Below are 18243 nucleotides of genomic sequence, written 5' to 3'. Positions count from 1 at the left end.
GCTTTGGTATGGATATGAATATCTTCATATTAACAAGAAAATGATTCGATTGAAAAGGGGATGGAGATGGTCGTATCCTATGCATATGATCTGATTTTACAGAGGAGGGCCTAGTATGTCCGTTTCCAAAAATGTTAAACTGCCGCATCTGTTTTACGGCGGCGATTACAATCCGGAGCAGTGGCCGGAGGAAGTGTGGAAAGACGATATGCGACTGATGAAGAAAGCCGGAGTCAACATCGTGAGCATCGGCATCTTTAGCTGGGCCGCCCTGCAGCCCGGACCGGACTCATACGATTTCGCCTGGATGGATCGGCTGATGGACTTGCTGGCGGAGAGCGGCATTATGGCCGACTTGGCGACGGCTACCGCATCGCCTCCGGCATGGATGGCCAAGCTGCACCCGGAATCGCTGCCGGTGGACGAGAACGGAGCCCGCTACGCACAAGGCTCCCGCCAGCACTATTGCCCGAACAGCAAGGCGTTCCGGCTGTACGGCCAGCGTCTCGTGCGCAAGCTCGCGGAGCGGTACAAGGACCATCCGGCGCTGGCGATGTGGCATATTAACAATGAATATGCGTGCCATATTTCCCGCTGCTTCTGCGACGAGTGCACGCGCGAGTTCCGGGTGTGGCTGGAGAAGCGGTACGGCACGCTGGACGAGCTCAACGCCCGCTGGGGCACGAACTTCTGGAGCCAGAAGTATTACGGCTGGGATGAAATCGGTCTGCCCGGCAAAACGCCGACCTATGCAAATCCGGGACAGCAGCTCGACTATATGCGCTTCATGTCCGACAGCCTGCTGGACGCTTATCTCGGCGAGTATCGCATCTTGAAGGAGATTACGCCGGAGCTGCCTATCATGACGAATTTGATGGGAGCTTTCAAGCCGCTGGACCAATTCGAGTGGGCTAAGCATATGGATGTGATTACTTGGGACAGCTATCCGGAGCCGACCGCGGGAATCCCGGTATTCGCCGCCATGCAGCATGATTTGATGCGCGGGCTGAAAGCCGGACAGCCGTTCATTCTGATGGAGCAGGTGACGAGTCAGGTGAACTGGCGCCAGCAAAATCCGCTGAAGCGTCCGGGGGTCATGCGCCTGTGGAGCTATCAGACGATTGCCCACGGAGGCGACGGCGTTATGTTCTTCCAGTGGCGCCAATCGAAAGCGGGCGCGGAGAAATTCCACGGGGCGATGGTGACGCATACCGGCGACGAGAACAGCCGCATTTACCGCGAGGTGGAGCAGCTCGGCCAAGAGCTAAGACGATTGGATGCGCTTGTCGACGCACGAGTCGAGGCGGAAGTGGCCATCATCTTCGATTGGCATAACTGGTGGGCGCTGGAGCTTGATTCCAAGCCGAGCCGCGACGTCTTATATTTGGAGCAGATCAAGCAGTATTACAAGGCGCTGTTCGAGCGCAATGTCGGCGTCGATTTCGTGCGGCCGGACGCCGATTTGAGCCGCTACAAGCTGGTGCTTGCTCCCGCGCTGTACATGATCGCGCCGGGCGTTCAAGCGAATTTGGAGGCGTACGTCCAAGGCGGCGGCACGCTGCTTACGACTTTCTTTAGCGGCATCGTCGACGAGAATGACCGCATCCATCTGGGCGGCTATCCGGCTCCGCTGAGGAAGCTTCTTGGCCTCTGCGTCGAGGAATTCGACCCGATGCTGCCGGGACAGACGAACGGGATCTCGGTACCCGGCTTCGGGGATCTGCGCGGCGAATTCGCCTGCAATTTATGGGCCGACTTGATCCGGCTGGAGGGGGCGCAGCCGATCGCTGCCTTCACCACGGACTTCTTCGCCGGTTCTCCGGCTGTGACGCGGCATACGTTCGGGCAAGGGAAGGCTTACTATGTCGGAACGCAGGCCGAAGCCGGCTTCACGTCCGGCCTGATCGGCGCGATTCTCGGCGAGGCGGGCGTGCAAGCGCCGCTTGAAGCTCCCGCCGGCGTTGAGCTGAGCGTACGCCGCGGCGCGGACGGAGCGCGGTACTTGTTCGCGCTCAATCATAACGCTTCCGCCGTGCAGGCCGAGCTGCCGGAAGGCCGGTTCGCCGACCTGATCAGCGGCCGCGAGCTCGCAGGTTCCCTGGAGCTGGCGCCGAACGAGGTCGTCATTTTGCAGAAGCGGCAATAAACGGATTGAAAAAGACCGCTCCTTTCGTTACACTTTTGGTGTGACAGGAGGAGCGGAACATGAATCGGAATATGGATACGAAGCGGCCGGTCAAGGTGTCCATCGAAAGCTTGATGGACGGTCAATCGGTCCGTCAGCAGGCGGAGGGAGACTTGTACCTGAAGGGCGGCCGCTATTATTTGCGTTATAACGAAGAAGATCCCGAGATGAAAGGGACCGTCACGACGATGAAGCTGGAAGAAACGCGGATCTGGATCGCACGCAGCGGCAGCGTTCGTTCGGAGCAGACGTTCGTCGTGGGGCAGCGCTGCCGGGGCTCGTACGAAACTCCGCAAGGCAGCCTGGAGCTGCATACGGTCACGAGCTCGATGTCGGCCGAGCTGTCGGAAGGACTGGGCACCGTGGAATGGAGCTACGAACTGTTTGTCCAAGGCGAGCCTACGGGCGTCTTCCGCCTTCGCCTTACGATAGCGGAGCGGTAAAAGCTTGGCGCAGCCGGCGTTATAAAGAGCAAAAAGGCTTCAAGCAGCCGCTTAACCGCTGCTTGAGGCCTTTTTGCTTACGGCGCCGACAGCTCTCAGCGCGTTAACCTCTTTAATTCCGAGCCCCGATTTGCTGGCTTTGAGGATCATTTTAGCGTTTTTCTTGATGAGCGATTTCACCTGTCCCGGCTTTAAACCCGGCTTGCGGGCCAGCATTAGCGCGATGACCCCGGTCACATGAGAGGTGGCCATCGAGGTGCCGCTCAGCTCGTGGTATTTGCCGCGGAGCCAGGTCGAATATACCTTTTCTCCGGGGGCGTAGATGTCGATCTTTCTGCTGATATTGCTGAACGGGGCGATATAGCCGCGGCGGGTGGTTGCGCCGACCGCGATAACCTGGCGCAGTCTGGCCGGGTAATCGATGCCCGCTTTTTTGCCTTCGTTGCCAGAGGAAGCCACAACGATGACGCCGGAATCGTGGGCGTTGCGAATAGCCGATTCCAGTGCCTTGCTGTATGATTTCATCCCGAAGCTCATATTGATGATATGGAGCTGGTTTCTGACGCACCAGTCGATCCCGTTAATAATATCGGAGACGTAGGCGCTTCCCTGGTGGTCGAACGCCTTCACCGGATGGATAAGCGCCTGCGGCGCGACGCCGACAATGCCCCGCTGCTTGCTGGACGCGGCGATCGTACCGGCGATATGCGTGCCGTGGCCGTTATCGTCATTGGGCATCAAGTAGCGGTTGAGCAGATTGACGCCGTACGACAGACAATTGCGCAGATCCGGGTGCGTATAGTCGGCCCCGGTATCGATGACTCCGATATGAATCCGATCTCCTCTGGATTTGCTCCAGGCCTGCGGGGCCCGAATATGCTTAATGCCCCACGGAATACTTGGAGCTTCGCTGATGGATTTGCCGTTGGGCGGCTGAATGGCGGTAGTCGCTTTATGCGCGTGTACCGTCATACGGATATCGGTTTCTATGGATTGAATCCATGGGATGTCTTGGAAAAGCCCGGGATTTTGCAGCGTACAGGAAAGTGCTTGGATGATTTGGAGCGGTTGAACGTGTTCCAGACGGGGCCATGCCGCTTTCAGACGGTCGATATGGTGAAGACATTCCGAATAATAGTCCTTGTCGGTGAAGCGAATAATATGCTTGCAATCGGCGTTCTCGGCGCCTGCCATGGCTTGATGAAGCCACTCTACGAACGTGGATGGTTTCATTAGCGGATCGTCCTCCCCCCCATGTGAGGCCTGGAATCAACACTTTTCAATATGGTATGTGGGGATACGTCCGGCGGCTTGTGCACCTAACCTTTATGAAAATAATTGGGTCATCACCCGTGTCATTAATGGAAAACGCACATACGATAAATAGAGAGAGTCATGCGATTCTCTTCGGTGTGTATAAGGGCTGGGAAGGCGAGCAAGCGCACGTCTCCGGCGGATACAGTCAAAGGCGAAGGTACCCTCCTTCGCTTCTTTCTTTTTTTTACGGGCCTGCGCAGACTCCTAGTTGCTTTTTTATATAAAATAAGGTTTACTAAATGAGTATAATGGATATTATGAGTTAGGACTCTTGTAAAACGTTCGAAGGGATGTGCTTGGATGAGTGCACAGTACACTCTCAAGGTCGGTGCGGAGCAGGCTAAGGAAATGCCGATGGTCGATCTTGCATTTGAATTGCTGAAAGCGGCTAATACGCCTTTTTATTACCGGGATTTAATGGCGGAAATCGCCAAAATTAAAGGCCTCTCTGAAGACGATGTCATGCAGGTTATCGCTCAACTATATACGGATATCAACATTGACGGCAGGTTCGCCTGCGTCGGAACCAACTTGTGGGGATTGAAGCGCTGGTATCCGGTGGAGAAGTCCGAGGATGCGGTTGGCAGCGGCAAACGTCCGCGGATCATCAACGACGAGGACGACGATATGGACGAAGAAGACTTGTTCGCCGAGGAAGAGGACGTATTTACCGAAGAGGAAGATTACGACTCCTTCGACAAGGTTCGCGACGAAGACGACTTCGATTCCGAAGAAGAGGCTGAGGAAGACTCCGAGTTCTTCGAAGAGGAAGAGATAGAAGAAGAGGAGCTGGAGGACGCCGACTTGGAAGAAGAGCTGGACGAGGATTCGGAAGAGTCCGAAGAGGAAGAATTCGAAGACGAAGAGGAAGAAGAAGAGAAATAAATCCAAATGCCCCCTTCACTTGACAGCGATCACCCAATCAGAGTAAACTATTTTTTGGGCTTTTGAAAAGAACGTATCATGACGTATGTCTTGAATATAAAGTGCCCCGCGCAAGTCGGGGCGCTTTTTTTCTTTTTTTCGGGGGATTTTTCGGTGGGGCCGCTCAAGCGAAGCCGCGGGGAGATTTTGCTCCGGCGCGCCCTTTTTCCGTTTATGGGAACTGATTTCGCGCAATACTATCATTAATTGGAGGTTACATACATGACCAAGTATATTTTCGTCACAGGAGGCGTCGTTTCCTCGCTCGGCAAGGGGATTACAGCCGCTTCGCTCGGAAGACTGCTTAAAAATCGGGGTCTGAAGGTTACCATTCAAAAATTCGATCCTTACATTAACGTAGACCCGGGAACGATGAGTCCTTACCAGCACGGCGAAGTGTTCGTTACCGACGACGGCGCGGAAACCGATTTGGACCTGGGCCACTATGAGCGTTTTATCGATATTAATCTGTCCAAGAACAGCAACGTAACGACCGGCAAAATTTATTCCTCCGTCATCACCAAAGAACGCCGCGGCGAATATTTGGGCGGTACCGTACAGGTAATCCCGCATATTACCAATGAAATTAAAGACCGCGTTTTTCGCGCGGGACGCGAAGCGCAATCCGATGTGGTTATTACCGAAATCGGCGGTACGGTAGGCGATATCGAGAGTTTGCCGTTTATCGAGGCGATTCGCCAGATCAAGAGCGACATCGGACGCGAGAATGTGATGTACATTCACGTTACGCTTATTCCTTATTTGAAAGCGGCCGGAGAAGTGAAGACGAAGCCGACCCAGCACAGCGTCAAGGAGCTGCGCAGCATCGGCATTCAGCCTCATGTGGTCGTTTGCCGTACGGAGCATCCGCTTTCCGACGATATGAAGCGCAAGCTGGCGCTGTTCTGCGACATTGACGAAGGAGCCGTTGTGGAATGTCTGGACGCCGATACTTTGTACGAAGTGCCGATGATGCTCCGCGAGCAAGGGCTTGACGATATCGTTGTCAACCACCTGAAGCTGACGACCAACGAGCCTGATATGGCCGAATGGGAAAGCCTCGTACAGCGTGTCAAATCGCTCAAGTATACGACGGAAATCGCTATTGTAGGTAAATATGTCGCTCTTCACGACGCTTATTTGAGCATTGTCGAAGCGCTGGGCCACGCGGGGATCGACTGCAACACCGAGATCAAGATCCGCTGGGTCAACGCGGAGGAAGTGTACGATCATAATGTGGCCGAGCTGCTTGAAGGCGTGCAAGGCATTCTCGTACCGGGAGGCTTCGGCGACCGCGGGATCGAAGGGAAAGTTTCCGCGATCCGCTATGCGAGAGAGAACAAGATTCCGTTCTTCGGCATTTGCCTCGGGATGCAGGTTGCCGTTGTGGAGTATGCGCGTTCCGTGCTGAAGCTTGAAGGAGCCAACAGCTCCGAGATTAATCCTACGACGCCTTATCCGGTCATCGACCTGCTGCCTGAGCAGAAGGACATCGAGGATCTGGGCGGCACGATGCGTCTTGGCTTGTATCCTTGCAAATTGGCCGAAGGGTCGCTGGCCATGAGCTGCTACGACGACGAGCTGGTCTATGAGAGACATCGTCACCGTTACGAATTCAATAACCAGTACCGCGACATGCTGGAAGGAGCGGGGCTGAAAATTACAGGCACATCGCCTGACGGCCGTCTGGTTGAGATTATCGAATGTCCGGACCATCCTTGGTTCCTGGCGGTGCAGTTCCATCCGGAATTTACTTCCCGTCCGAACCGGCCGCAAGCGTTGTTCAAGCATTTTGTCAAAGCAGCCTTTCAAATGAACAATTAGTCATAAATCGCCCGCTGCCCGCATAAGCGTTAATCAACGCCGTGAAGCGCTTGTTCTTCAGAAACTTCTTTTTTTGTAAAACTTTTCAACTTTCCGTAAAATGAAGCAGGAATATCGGTATTTGTAGCGAATTTATCTTCTTGTTATGACAGATGGACAGGACGGAATTCCGACAAACACACGAAAGCGGAATGAGGAGGTTACCGTATTGAAAAAGAAGTTGCTCATTGTTGATGATCAGAACGGTATTCGAATCTTGTTGATGGAAGTTTTCAGCAGCGAAGGATATGAAACGTATCAAGCGTCCAACGGAAAGCTCGCTTTGGAAATCGTCAGAACGGCTTCCCCCGATCTCGTGCTTTTGGATATGAAAATTCCCGGCATGGACGGTTTGGACATCTTAAAGCACATCAAGAGCATTGATCCTTCGATTAAGGTCATCATGATGACAGCTTACGGAGAGCTGGACATGATCAAAGAGGCGACAGACTTGGGAGCGATCATGCATTTTACAAAGCCGTTTGATATTGACGAGCTCCGCCATGCGGTTAACAACCAGCTAAGGCTTACGGGCAGCGGTTCATATGCAGTGGGGTCCTGATTATCAGGATCTCTTTTTTTTGACCTCAGAACGCGGCCCTTTGAAAAAACGCCACGGCTTGGTTATCATTTCAATCCGGATATGTTATAATAACGCAGTATGACGGTAAACGCGGAATTCGCACCTGGAATCGATCCATAAACACGGGAGTGAGCATCGCATTCGAAGGCAATCCGTTTGGATATTATCGAGAAACTGTCCAGCGCCATTCCCGTTCCTGTCGTCCTTCGCGGCGGCTCCGGCGTTCCCGACGAAATGATTAGGAAATCGATCGCTGCAGGGGTAGGCAAAATCAACGTTAACACGGAAAATCAACTGGCATATACCGATGCGACGATTCACAAAATGCTAACTAAGGTGCAAAAGTATACGATCCCCGTAAATACCTCACTCCTGCCCGCAAAGCCATGATAGAAGTGGTTAAATCCAAAAAATTAATGGTTCGGATGCTCCAACCAAAGCTTAGAATGCGTCACTCCAAGAAATGTGGTTAAACTGTAATTCCTTAATATACGTTTCGATGTCTCGAATAATGTTTGTTTTCGCTTGTTTATCGCTTTAAAGCAGTCACGTGAGAGGAAGAGGGACGAATGGAGAAATTGATGGTCGCCGGCGGCCGTCCGTTACGCGGGACGGTTCAGATTAGCGGAGCGAAGAACAGCGCAATCGCTTTGATCCCGGCCGCTATTTTATCGGAAACGACGGTAACGCTGGACAACTTGCCGATTCTGAGCGATGTCGCCATTTATACGGAATTGCTCGAAGAGCTTGGGGCAACGGTCGATTGGAAGCAGGATCAAATGGTCATCGACCCTAGCTGTCTTCGGTCCAAGCCGATGCCTAACGGCAATGTGAAGAAATTGCGGGCTTCTTATTATTTGATGGGAGCGCTGCTGGGGCGTTTTGGAGAAGCCACTATCGGGCTGCCGGGGGGATGCAATTTTGAGCCTCGTCCGATCGATCAGCATATCAAAGGGTTCGAGGCGCTTGGAGCGCAAGTCAGTACGGAGAATGGAGCCTTACATATTCGAGCTAAGGAACTTCGCGGAGCCAAGATTTATCTCGATGTGGTCAGCGTTGGAGCCACGATCAACATTATGCTGGCGGCTTCGCGCGCGAAAGGCGTCACTTTGATTGAAAATGCGGCCAAAGAGCCTGAAATTATAGATGTCGCTACATTGCTTAACTCTATGGGAGCCCGGATTAAAGGGGCGGGAACCGAAACGATTCGCGTCGAAGGCGTCGATTCCATGCACGGCTGCCGCCATTCGATTATTCCCGACCGGATTCAGGCGGGCACTTATATGATAGCTGCGGCGGCGACGCGCGGCGATGTGATTGTCGATAACGTCATTCCGAAGCATATGGAAGCTCTGACGGCCAAGCTGCAGGAGATGGGCGTTCATATATATGAAATGGACGAATCGATCCGGGTCGTGGGACAGCCGGCGTACGAGAGCGTCGATGTCAAAGCGCTGGTGTACCCGGGATTTGCCACCGATTTGCAATCGCCTATGAGCAGCTTGTTAACGCAGACTCAAGGCGTCAGCATATTGACGGATTACGTATACAGCAACCGGTTCAAACACGTTCCGGAGCTGCTGCGCATGGGAGCCAAGATCAAAGTGGAAGGCCGCTCGGCCGTGATTGAAGGCAGCCCCCTGAGCGCGGCCAAGGTGAAGGCGACCGATCTTCGCGCCGGCGCGGCGCTGGTCATCGCCGGTCTGACCGTAGCGAATGGAATTACGGAAATTACCGGCGTCGAATACATCGATCGCGGTTACGATCATCTGGTGACGAATCTATCAAATCTGGGCGCCGAAGTTTGGCGCAAGCTGGAGTAGCTTGTTCGTATAGACCGCCCCGATTTGGGCAAAGCTAGAACATAAACTTATTGCTAGAGTATATTTACAAGCCTTGAAAATTTAATAGTTTGGTGGTTGAAATTATGGATATGCATCTAGCGCAACTAGAGGCACTGAAATTAACGGAGCTTTACCAATTGGCGAAGAAGCATCAAATTCCTTATTACGGCCAATTGAAGAAGAAAGAACTTATTTTTGCCATCTTAAGAGCACAGGCGGAAAAAGGCGGGCTTATGTTTATGGAGGGCGTCCTGGAAATTCTTCAGGATGGCTTCGGCTTCTTAAGACCGATCAACTACTTGCCGAGCTCGGAGGATATTTACATCTCCGCGTCGCAAATACGCAAATTCGATTTGCGGTCCGGCGATCTGGTATCCGGCAAATGCCGTCCGCCTAAAGAGAACGAACGATATTTCGGACTGCTTCACGTCGAAGCGGTCAATGGTGAAGACCCTGTTACAGCTGCGGAACGACTGCACTTTCCAGCTTTGACTCCTCTTTATCCGCAAAAGAAAATCGTCTTGGAAACATCCCCTACGCATTATTCCACTCGTCTTATGGATTTATTGGCTCCCGTAGGATTGGGGCAGCGCGGTTTGATCGTAGCTCCCCCGAAAGCAGGCAAAACGTTATTGCTTAAGGAAATCGCCAACAGCATCTCTACGAACTACCCGGATATCGAGCTGTTCGTGCTGCTGATTGACGAACGTCCGGAGGAAGTGACGGATATGCAGCGTTCCGTCAAAGGCGAGGTCGTCGCTTCTACGTTCGACGAGCTTCCCGAGAATCATATTAAGGTGGCGGAGCTGGTGCTGGAGCGCGCTCAGCGTCTTGTCGAGCATAAGAAGGACGTTGTCATTTTGCTCGATAGCATTACGCGGCTCGCCCGCGCATACAACCTTGTCGTGCCGCCGACGGGACGCACATTGTCCGGGGGGATCGATCCGGGGGCGTTTCACCGGCCCAAGCGGTTTTTCGGCGCAGCCCGCAACATCGAGGAAGGCGGCAGCTTGACCATTTTGGCGACTGCGCTGATCGAAACGGGATCGCGCATGGACGATGTCATTTATGAGGAATTTAAAGGTACGGGCAATTTGGAGCTGCATTTGGACCGGAAATTGGCCGAACGCAGAATTTTCCCGGCGATCGATATACGCCGTTCGGGTACGCGTCGCGAAGAGATGCTCCTGACCAAAGAAGAGCTGGATAAAGTATGGGCGATCCGCAAAGGCATGAACGATTCCCACGAGTACTTGGAAGCGTTCCTGAAGAAGCTCGCCGATTCCAAAACCAATCAAGAGTTTCTGGACATGTTGGAAAAAACAGGCGGCAACGGTTCCTCTTCGTCCTCCTCATCGCCTTCTTCCAAAAGAGTGAAGAACTCCGCGTCGTAATTCAACAGGAAGGAGCTTTGGACCGATGAACTTGTTATACGCCGACCGGGACGGGAACGTATTCGATCATCCCGATTACGTTGCTCTCGGCCGTAATGGAGAAATGGTTACCGATATTATGGAAGACGAGCTCATTCCGCTTCCGGAAGGGGCTACGCTCGTCAGCTTGCCTCATACCCGACCGGTCGGTCTGAACGCCGCCACCGGGAAGATGGAGATTGTTCCGGGGGATGTGTCCGCCGTCGGGGCGCTGCTTCCGCAAGGCTTTACCCGGCTTCTTATTCCGGGTTACGTGAAGACGGACAAGAGCCAGCTGCTGCCCTTATTCGGTTATACGGCCGCCGTCTGGAAAGACGGACGGTTCTATGCAGCGGCTCATCCCAGCGACGATCCGGAGCGGTGGAATCCGCGCAATTGCGATCCGAACGAGCTTGAGCTGCAGGTTCAGCATCTGCTTGAGAAATACGGCGATAATCGCCTGTATCAGCATTTGTCCAACTGTGCGCTGGGTTACGAATGCCTTACCGCATCCAACACGTTTTTGAATCGCTGGGAAGGCGCGGTGCCGGTGTCGTTCTCCTGTAACGCCGGCTGCTTCGGCTGCATCTCCGAACAGCCCGACGACAGCGGCTTTCCCGCCCCGCAGACGCGGATGAACTTCAAGCCGACCGTAGAAGAAGTCGTGCAGGTTATGCTGGAGCATCTGAAGACGCCGGAGAGCATTATTAGTTTCGGACAAGGCTGCGAAGGAGAGCCTTCGACACAGGCCCCTACGATTATTAAGGCGATACGTGAAGTGCGCGAGCAGACGAGCATGGGGTATATTAATATTAATACGAACGCCGGGCTTACCGACCATATCCGCGGAATCGTCGACGCCGGACTCGATTTGATGCGCGTAAGCACGATCAGCGCGCTGGACGATCACTACAACGCCTACTACAAGCCGCGCGGATATACGCTCAAAAATGTGGAGAAGTCTCTACGTTACGCCGCCGACCATGGAGTCTATACGTCGATCAATTACTTGATCTTCCCGGGCGTTACCGACCGCGAAGAAGAAATCGAGGCCATGATCGAGTTTGTGCGCCGCACCGATCTCAAATTGATCCAGCTGCGCAATTTGAATATTGACCCGGAAAGCTATTTGAACCTGATTCCGAAGCCTCAGGGAGAGCTGTACGGAATGAAGCAAATGCTGGAGATTTTCCGGGAGGAATTGCCTGGCGTCGTGCTTGGTTCGTACACGCATGTTCCAGATTTGGTAACTAACAGAAACCACTTGCAACGATAATGGACGACATGATATAATGCCGTCATGTGTGTATTTGATAACTCTGATTCACATGGTGTTTCAGGGCAAAAGAGGTGAAAGAAATGAAAGAAGCAATCCATCCTACGTACCATAACACAACGGTTACTTGCGCTTGCGGCAATACGTTCGAAACAGGTTCCATTAAGCAGAATCTGCGCGTAGAGATTTGTTCCGCTTGCCATCCGTTCTTCACTGGCAAACAAAAATTTGTTGATGCCGGCGGTCGCGTTGATAAATTCAAAAAGAAATACGGCATCTAAGTTTCATGCCTGTTTCCAGACGTCTTACAGCATAAACAAGCCTCCTGAGGCCATCCTAAGGACAAAGTGGCACGGTCGATTTCGACATTTGCCGCTATATTGTTCTTAAGAATGGTTTCAGGAGGTGTTTTTGTTGATGAGACCGAAATTCGCGCTGCCGCTGCTGCTCGGAGCTGCGCTTGCCGTGACCGGCGCTGCCTGCCAGAAACAGGACGGCGTAACTAAAGCCAAGTCGTATTCGCGCGACGGCCTTTTGGGTATGACCGAAGTCAATCCGAACATGCCGATGAGCCCGACTTACCACACGTATATGGACGATGCCCGCGTTATGAAAGCAACCGTCGCTCAGGTAGCTCATGTGACGGATTCGACGATTATCATTAACGGCCCTAATGCGACGGTCAATTTGAAGGTTCCGGCCGGCTTGTCCGACGAAGAGACGGCTAGGATCGAACAGGACGCTCGGGACAAGCTGAGCAAAGCAATGCCGCGCTATACGGTGAAAGTTTCCGTATCCCGCAAATAATCCCGGTGGGTTGCTATTTCTGCAGGAATCGTCTATACTTATCTTTGCCGTGCTAGACGGGGAGGTAGCGGTGCCCTGTAACCCGCAATCCGCTGTAGCGGGGTCGATCGCCATCATGCGGTATTACGATGTAAGGTTTGGGTTTTAGAATTGGTGTTGAGAGTCGGGTCCTTCGCAATGGATGCGTGTGAATCCGGTCAGGTCCGGAAGGAAGCAGCCGTAAGCATGAGGTTCCATGTGCCGAAGGGTGGCCTTGCTTGAGCCAAGTCTAAAAATTCCGCTTGGATCGTAATATCAAGGTTGGTGCACGGTATAATTTTATCTTAAATAATGTACACGTGAACATCGTTTAAGCCTCGAAAAAGGCTATAAAACGGTGTTTTTTTGTGCTTACAGAAGGAAAATGAAAAATTTAGGAGAATTGTATACTAAAGTTAACTAGGACTGTTTTTGCACTGGGTATAGTTAGGAGGTGGCACGTTGCAGCGGGGGTTAAATTTGCTACAGCAATTTGCCGGAGCATTTTTGCAAGATGTCAATCTGGGAGTCATACTTATAGACACAGAGTTCCAACTGATTGATATCAGTGACATGGCGTGCCGTGTGCTCGGCTTGGAGAAGAAGAAGGTGCTTGGGCAGCCTATGGAGCATATATTTGCTACGCTGCCGGCAGAGCATCAGCTCGTCCGGCGCAACATATTGGACGGCATGGTCGTTCGCAATCATGCGCTGTCATGGACGAACAATCAGGAGCGCTACGAGCTGCTGCTCGATTCCAACGTATTGCGGGACGAGAGCGATCAAATTGCGGGCGCATACATTATTTTCAAGGATGTAACGAATCTCCGTTCATTGGAGGAGCAGGTTCAGCGCAGCGACCGGCTGGCTATGATCGGACAGATCGCGGCCGGAACCGCTCATGAAATCCGCAATCCCCTGACCTCTATTAAGGGCTTTTTGCAGGTGCTGCGCAGGACGCTGCAAGAGCAAGGGATGGAACGCGAATGCGGATATACCGAAGTGATGCTGACCGAGATGAACCGGATCAATGAGCTAGTCAACGAATTTTTACTGCTGAGCAAGCCGAAGAACGTAACGTACGCATCCGTCGATTTATCGCAGGTTGTGCGCGACATTATGCCGATTATTAATAACGAGGCTATTCTTCACGGGGTTATCGTCCAATGCGACATATCGGATCGGCTGCCCCGGATCATAGCGGATAGGGAGATGTTGAAACAAGTCTTCTTGAATATTTGCAAAAATGGCATAGAGGCCATGGGGGACGGAGGCCATTTAACGATAACCGAAAGGGTGGATAATGAAGAGCGCAAGGTCAACATTGATATTCACGATACGGGTCCGGGTATCCCGCTATTTGTCATTGATAAAATCTTTGATCCGTTCTTTACGACGAAGGAAGAAGGAACGGGACTCGGCTTATCCATCTGCCAGCGCATTATCCATGATATAGGCGGGCATATTCGCGTTTCCTCCAAAGGATACGGAACGACCTTCACGCTTAGCATCCCGTTTCCGTAAGCACTTCATTTGTGCCGCTCAAGTGTAGTATAATAGACTGGATAAACCATCGTTGGAGAGGAAGCTATGGCACATATCGCATTATACCGAACGTGGAGACCGCAGGCTTTCCGGGAAATTGTAGGGCAGAAGCACATTGTTCAAACCTTGCAAAATTCGCTTCGCGAGGGGCGGTTTACTCATGCGTATTTGTTTAACGGGCCGCGGGGGACGGGGAAGACGAGTGCTGCCAAAATTTTGGCTAAGGCCGTCAATTGTTTGAAGGGTCCCGCCGAGGAACCGTGCAACGAGTGCGCCAATTGCATCCGTATTACGGAAGGCGCGGTTATGGATGTGGTGGAGATCGACGCCGCCTCCAATCGGGGTGTTGAGGAAATCCGCGACATTCGTGATAAGGTGAAATACGCTCCTACCGAAGTTCGGCACAAAGTGTATATTATCGACGAGGTTCACATGCTGACGACGGAGGCTTTCAACGCGCTGCTCAAAACGTTGGAAGAGCCGCCTGCTCACGTGATGTTCATTTTGGCCACGACGGAGCCGCATAAAATACCGGCCACGATTATTTCGCGGTGTCAACGCTTTGATTTTCGCCGCGTTTCCTTGGACGAACAAGTCGAGCGGCTTCGCGAAGTTTGCCGGGAAGAGAACATCGAGGCGGAAGAAGAGGCTATCCGCTTTATTGCGAGATTGTCCGACGGCGGCATGCGCGACGCGCTCAGCCTGCTGGATCAGATCATGGCGTTCTCGGGCAAAACGATCGCCTACGACGATGTCGTAGCGATTACCGGCGGGATGGCCGGAGATCAGTTCGAGAAGCTGGTGCATGCCGTAAAACGCAGAGATGTAGGCGCCGTGCTCAAGCTGGTCGACGATTTCATGCAGGAAGGCAAAAGCGCGGATAAATGCATGGAGAGTTTGCTTTATTACTTCCGCGACCTGTTAATGGTCAAGATGGTGCCCGGCTCGCAAGCCGTCACCGACCGCATTATAGATATTAAGCCGTTTGCCGAAGTGGCCGAATCGTTTACCACCCAGGAGCTCATTTCCATGATCGATACGCTGAATTATTATCAGACGGAAATGAAATATTCGGTGCAGCCGCAAACGCTGCTCGAAGTGGCCCTTATGAAGCTGTGCAGCACGCAAGGCGGCGAAGCTTCGGAAGCGGGCGGCGCCAGGGCAGCGGAACCTGCCCCTGACGGACTCATCAACCAGTTGAAAGGCCGGATTCAACGGCTGGAAGAGCAGCTCTCCCAGCTGTTGAAGCAGGGAGTTGCTCCCGCTGCTCCGAATTCGTTCGGAGGCGGCGGCGCATCGGGCGCGAGACCGGCCTCTGCGCCGGTTGCCATTAAAAAAATCGAGAAGCTGGACGGTTATCTCGAGGGGAAAGACACGGACGAGACTCGCGAGGCTTTGCAGCGGTGGAGCCAAGTGCTGGGACGGGTCAAAGAGCAAAAAATTACGATCCATGCCTGGCTTGTAGACGGAGAACCTGTATCCGTGTCCGGCGGCAATCTGCTGGTTGCTTTTAAAAGCTCGATGCATCGGGAAACGACGGAAAAGCCCGCGAATAAACAGTTGATCGAGCAAGTGATGAACGACGTTCTTGGCACGCCGCTTCATCTCGTGACTATCATGATGAAGGACTGGAAGGCGGCGGCGGAACAGGCGAAGCCTGCCGAAGCGGCCAAGGAGGAGCTGAAGCTCGTTGCCGAGGACGAACCTAATGCGGTCAAGGAAGAATGGATTCATGAAGCCATCCAAATGTTTGGCGAAGACCTGGTAAAAATAAAAGAAGATTAAGATAAGGAGCGGATCATAATGAACAACATGAACCAAATGATGAAGCAAGTGAAGAAAATGCAGGAGCAAATGCTGAAGACGCAGGAAGAGCTTGCGCAAAAAACGATAGAAGGCTCCGCCGGCGGCGGTGTCGTTACCGTGACGGTTAACGGCCAAAAAAAAGTGACCAATATCGTCATCAAACCGGAAGCGGTAGACCCGGACGATGTTGAAATGCTGCAGGATCTCGTATTGACGGCGATCAACGATGCTATGACCAAAGCGGAAGAAATGGCGAACAAGGAAATGTCCCGTTTGACCGGCGGCATGAATATTCCCGGCTTGTTCTAAACCCGGCACTTAATTTGAAAGCATAAGGAGCTACCTCGTTTGTTTTATCCCGAACCGTTAGCTAAACTGATCGACGCCTTCTCCCGTTTGCCCGGTATCGGGCCTAAAACGGCGGCGCGGCTTGCTTTTCACGTGCTGAGAATGAAGGAAGACGATTGCATCGATTTTGCCAAAGCGCTAGTCAATGTCAAGCGGAATTTGCATTATTGTTCCGTATGCTGCAACATTACGGATACCGATCCTTGCCGGATTTGCCAAGACAAAACAAGGGATCGCTCGGTGATTTGCGTAGTCCAGGAACCCAAAGATTTGGTCGCTATGGAGCGGACCAGGGAGTTCAACGGGTATTACCATGTCCTGCACGGCGCCATTTCGCCGATGGAGGGAATCGGCCCCGATGAAATCCGGATTGCCGATCTATTGAAGCGACTATCCGATGAACGGGTACAGGAGCTTATTTTGGCAACGAACCCTAACATCGAAGGGGAAGCGACGGCGATGTATTTGTCCCGGCTGGTGCGCCCTTTCGGTTTGAAGGTGACCCGGATCGCACACGGGCTTCCTGTTGGGGGAGATCTGGAATACGCCGATGAAGTCACGCTGACCAAAGCGCTGGAAGGGCGCAGAGAGCTGTAATCTGTCTAAATAATTGAAGCCGCATTGTGGGATGTAATTGTTCCGGTGCGGCTTTTTTTGCCGTTGCTTGGAAGTGTGGTGAAAAAACTCCGGTTCTATCGAAGCGGCCTCTACTATATGTATAGAGTATAGGACAAACTTCGGGAGGGATCGGTATGAAGCTTTGGAAAATAATATCCCGCAGGAACCGGCGTGAACGCGAACTCGTTAAAAACGACGGCTTGCAGCTGCTGCTGGAAATCGATAAAGCGCATAAAGAATGGGTTACCGCGCAGCATCGGCTGGATTATGTGCTGGAGAAGGAGCAAATCGATTATGCGGTGTATGCTTTGGAGGCAGCCGAGAAACGGTTTGAGATGCTGATTAAACAAGCGAAGCAAATGAATCTATCGGCGATGGACGTGTACAGAACAAGGGCGGTGGAAGGGTAATGACGAAGCAATATTTGTTGTGGGGCATTCTGATCGTATCCGGATTGCTGCTAGCCATAACGCTGTTCAGGCATAAGCACGCTTTCCAATGGATCGGGTACATATGTCTCCATGTTGCATTTGCGGCCTTTTTATTGTATATTCTAAATCTATTCGGTCCTTACACCCGGATTGAAGTTCCTTTGAATGCAGCCACCGTAAGCACGGTTAGCGTGTTGGGGGTGCCCGGGCTGCTAATGCTTGTCGCTTTGAAGCTATGGGTCGTTTGAAAAGATTTTTTGAAAAAAAGCTTGCATTCTTAAGACAAGCTGTGGTATATTAAGAAAGTCGCCGCTAAAACAATTCGAAAATGAGTTGAAAAGCGCGGCATCTAGAACGATTGTCCTTTGAAAACTGAACAACGAGTGAGTGTTAAATAGAGAATGCAAATTCTCGCTAGCATTGAATTTTGAGCTTAAGACAAGCTCTGTTATAACGAAAGGTGCTTCGGCATCGATCGTACTTTAATGGAGAGTTTGATCCTGGCTCAGGACGAACGCTGGCGGCGTGCCTAATACATGCAAGTCGAGCGGACTGTTCCTTCGGGAACGGTTAGCGGCGGACGGGTGAGTAACACGTAGGCAACCTGCCTGTAAGATCGGGATAACTATCGGAAACGATAGCTAAGACCGGATAGTTGGTCTTCTCGCATGAGGAGATCATGAAACACGGGGTAACCTGTGGCTTACGGATGGGCCTGCGGCGCATTAGCTAGTTGGTAGGGTAACGGCCTACCAAGGCGACGATGCGTAGCCGACCTGAGAGGGTGATCGGCCACACTGGGACTGAGACACGGCCCAGACTC

17 protein-coding genes, 1 rRNA gene, 1 other RNA gene and 1 pseudogene are annotated in these 18243 nt (G+C 52.4%); 19 read left to right on the top strand and 1 reads right to left on the bottom strand.

Annotated elements, in window-relative coordinates:
* The first annotated feature begins 115 nt into the window (after window positions 1–115).
* Window positions 116–2146: a beta-galactosidase gene (locus N0M98_RS30995; RefSeq protein WP_259620196.1), complete on the top strand. Its 2031-nt coding sequence runs from the start codon at window positions 116–118 to the stop codon at window positions 2144–2146.
* A 59-nt stretch (window positions 2147–2205) separates the two neighbouring features.
* Window positions 2206–2628 carry a YwiB family protein gene (locus tag N0M98_RS30990; RefSeq protein WP_249860581.1) on the top strand — a complete coding sequence of 141 codons (423 nt, stop codon included), beginning with the start codon at window positions 2206–2208 and terminating at the stop codon, window positions 2626–2628.
* Between the two features lie 51 nt (window positions 2629–2679).
* On the opposite strand, the gene N0M98_RS30985 is transcribed toward N0M98_RS30990, so the two are convergent.
* A complete protein-coding gene (locus tag N0M98_RS30985; protein WP_259620195.1) occupies window positions 2680–3861 on the bottom strand; it encodes a S8 family peptidase in 1182 nt (393 codons plus the stop codon).
* Window positions 3862–4245: 384 nt separating this feature from the next.
* Here N0M98_RS30985 and rpoE point away from each other — a divergent pair, with 384 nt between their 5' ends.
* The 17 genes and pseudogenes from rpoE to N0M98_RS30900 all read left to right on the top strand — a co-directional run.
* Entirely contained in the window at window positions 4246–4830 is a 585-nt protein-coding gene (rpoE, locus tag N0M98_RS30980; protein ID WP_259620194.1) for a DNA-directed RNA polymerase subunit delta, read from the top strand.
* Between the two features lie 261 nt (window positions 4831–5091).
* Window positions 5092–6693 (top strand): CTP synthase, encoded by a 1602-nt coding sequence (pyrG, locus tag N0M98_RS30975; protein ID WP_259620193.1) that lies wholly within the window; start codon window positions 5092–5094, stop codon window positions 6691–6693.
* Window positions 6694–6901: 208 nt separating this feature from the next.
* Window positions 6902–7294, top strand: a complete 393-nt coding sequence (locus N0M98_RS30970; protein WP_249860585.1) for a response regulator — start codon at window positions 6902–6904, stop codon at window positions 7292–7294.
* Between the two features lie 171 nt (window positions 7295–7465).
* Window positions 7466–7795, top strand: a pseudogene (locus tag N0M98_RS30965) (class II fructose-bisphosphate aldolase); the annotation flags it as partial.
* Between the two features lie 89 nt (window positions 7796–7884).
* A complete protein-coding gene (murA, locus tag N0M98_RS30960; protein ID WP_249860586.1) occupies window positions 7885–9138 on the top strand; it encodes a UDP-N-acetylglucosamine 1-carboxyvinyltransferase in 1254 nt (417 codons plus the stop codon).
* A 104-nt stretch (window positions 9139–9242) separates the two neighbouring features.
* Window positions 9243–10553 carry a transcription termination factor Rho gene (gene rho / locus N0M98_RS30955; RefSeq protein ID WP_249860587.1) on the top strand — a complete coding sequence of 437 codons (1311 nt, stop codon included), beginning with the start codon at window positions 9243–9245 and terminating at the stop codon, window positions 10551–10553.
* A gap of 25 nt (window positions 10554–10578) precedes the next feature.
* The gene (locus tag N0M98_RS30950; protein ID WP_249860588.1) at window positions 10579–11847 is read left to right on the top strand and encodes a radical SAM family protein; all 1269 of its coding nucleotides are present in this window, start codon (window positions 10579–10581) and stop codon (window positions 11845–11847) included.
* Window positions 11848–11930: 83 nt separating this feature from the next.
* The gene (rpmE, locus tag N0M98_RS30945; RefSeq protein WP_079911082.1) at window positions 11931–12128 is read left to right on the top strand and encodes a 50S ribosomal protein L31; all 198 of its coding nucleotides are present in this window, start codon (window positions 11931–11933) and stop codon (window positions 12126–12128) included.
* 136 nt (window positions 12129–12264) lie between these two features.
* The gene (locus N0M98_RS30940; RefSeq protein WP_249866384.1) at window positions 12265–12654 is read left to right on the top strand and encodes a hypothetical protein; all 390 of its coding nucleotides are present in this window, start codon (window positions 12265–12267) and stop codon (window positions 12652–12654) included.
* Window positions 12655–12701: 47 nt separating this feature from the next.
* An RNA gene (gene ffs / locus N0M98_RS30935) (signal recognition particle sRNA large type) lies at window positions 12702–12965 on the top strand.
* A gap of 169 nt (window positions 12966–13134) precedes the next feature.
* A complete protein-coding gene (locus N0M98_RS30930; RefSeq protein ID WP_249860589.1) occupies window positions 13135–14196 on the top strand; it encodes an ATP-binding protein in 1062 nt (353 codons plus the stop codon).
* A gap of 66 nt (window positions 14197–14262) precedes the next feature.
* A complete protein-coding gene (dnaX, locus tag N0M98_RS30925) occupies window positions 14263–16002 on the top strand; it encodes a DNA polymerase III subunit gamma/tau (protein WP_249860590.1) in 1740 nt (579 codons plus the stop codon).
* Window positions 16003–16020: 18 nt separating this feature from the next.
* The gene (locus N0M98_RS30920; RefSeq protein ID WP_249860591.1) at window positions 16021–16332 is read left to right on the top strand and encodes a YbaB/EbfC family nucleoid-associated protein; all 312 of its coding nucleotides are present in this window, start codon (window positions 16021–16023) and stop codon (window positions 16330–16332) included.
* 39 nt (window positions 16333–16371) lie between these two features.
* Window positions 16372–16968: a recombination mediator RecR gene (gene recR / locus N0M98_RS30915; RefSeq protein ID WP_249860592.1), complete on the top strand. Its 597-nt coding sequence runs from the start codon at window positions 16372–16374 to the stop codon at window positions 16966–16968.
* 155 nt (window positions 16969–17123) lie between these two features.
* Window positions 17124–17399: a DUF2508 family protein gene (locus N0M98_RS30910; RefSeq protein WP_249860593.1), complete on the top strand. Its 276-nt coding sequence runs from the start codon at window positions 17124–17126 to the stop codon at window positions 17397–17399.
* Window positions 17399–17668, top strand: coding sequence for a pro-sigmaK processing inhibitor BofA family protein (locus tag N0M98_RS30905; protein ID WP_259620192.1), 270 nt, complete (start codon window positions 17399–17401; stop codon window positions 17666–17668). Before N0M98_RS30910 ends, N0M98_RS30905 begins: the two co-directional genes overlap by 1 nt.
* A gap of 234 nt (window positions 17669–17902) precedes the next feature.
* A 16S ribosomal RNA gene (locus N0M98_RS30900) occupies window positions 17903–18243 on the top strand; the annotation flags it as partial.

The sequence above is a fragment of the Paenibacillus doosanensis genome, from assembly GCF_025060755.1.
Classification (GTDB): domain Bacteria; phylum Bacillota; class Bacilli; order Paenibacillales; family NBRC-103111; genus Paenibacillus_S; species Paenibacillus_S doosanensis.
Note: the sequence above shows the minus strand (reverse complement) of the source record. Positions and strands in the feature narration are given on the sequence as shown.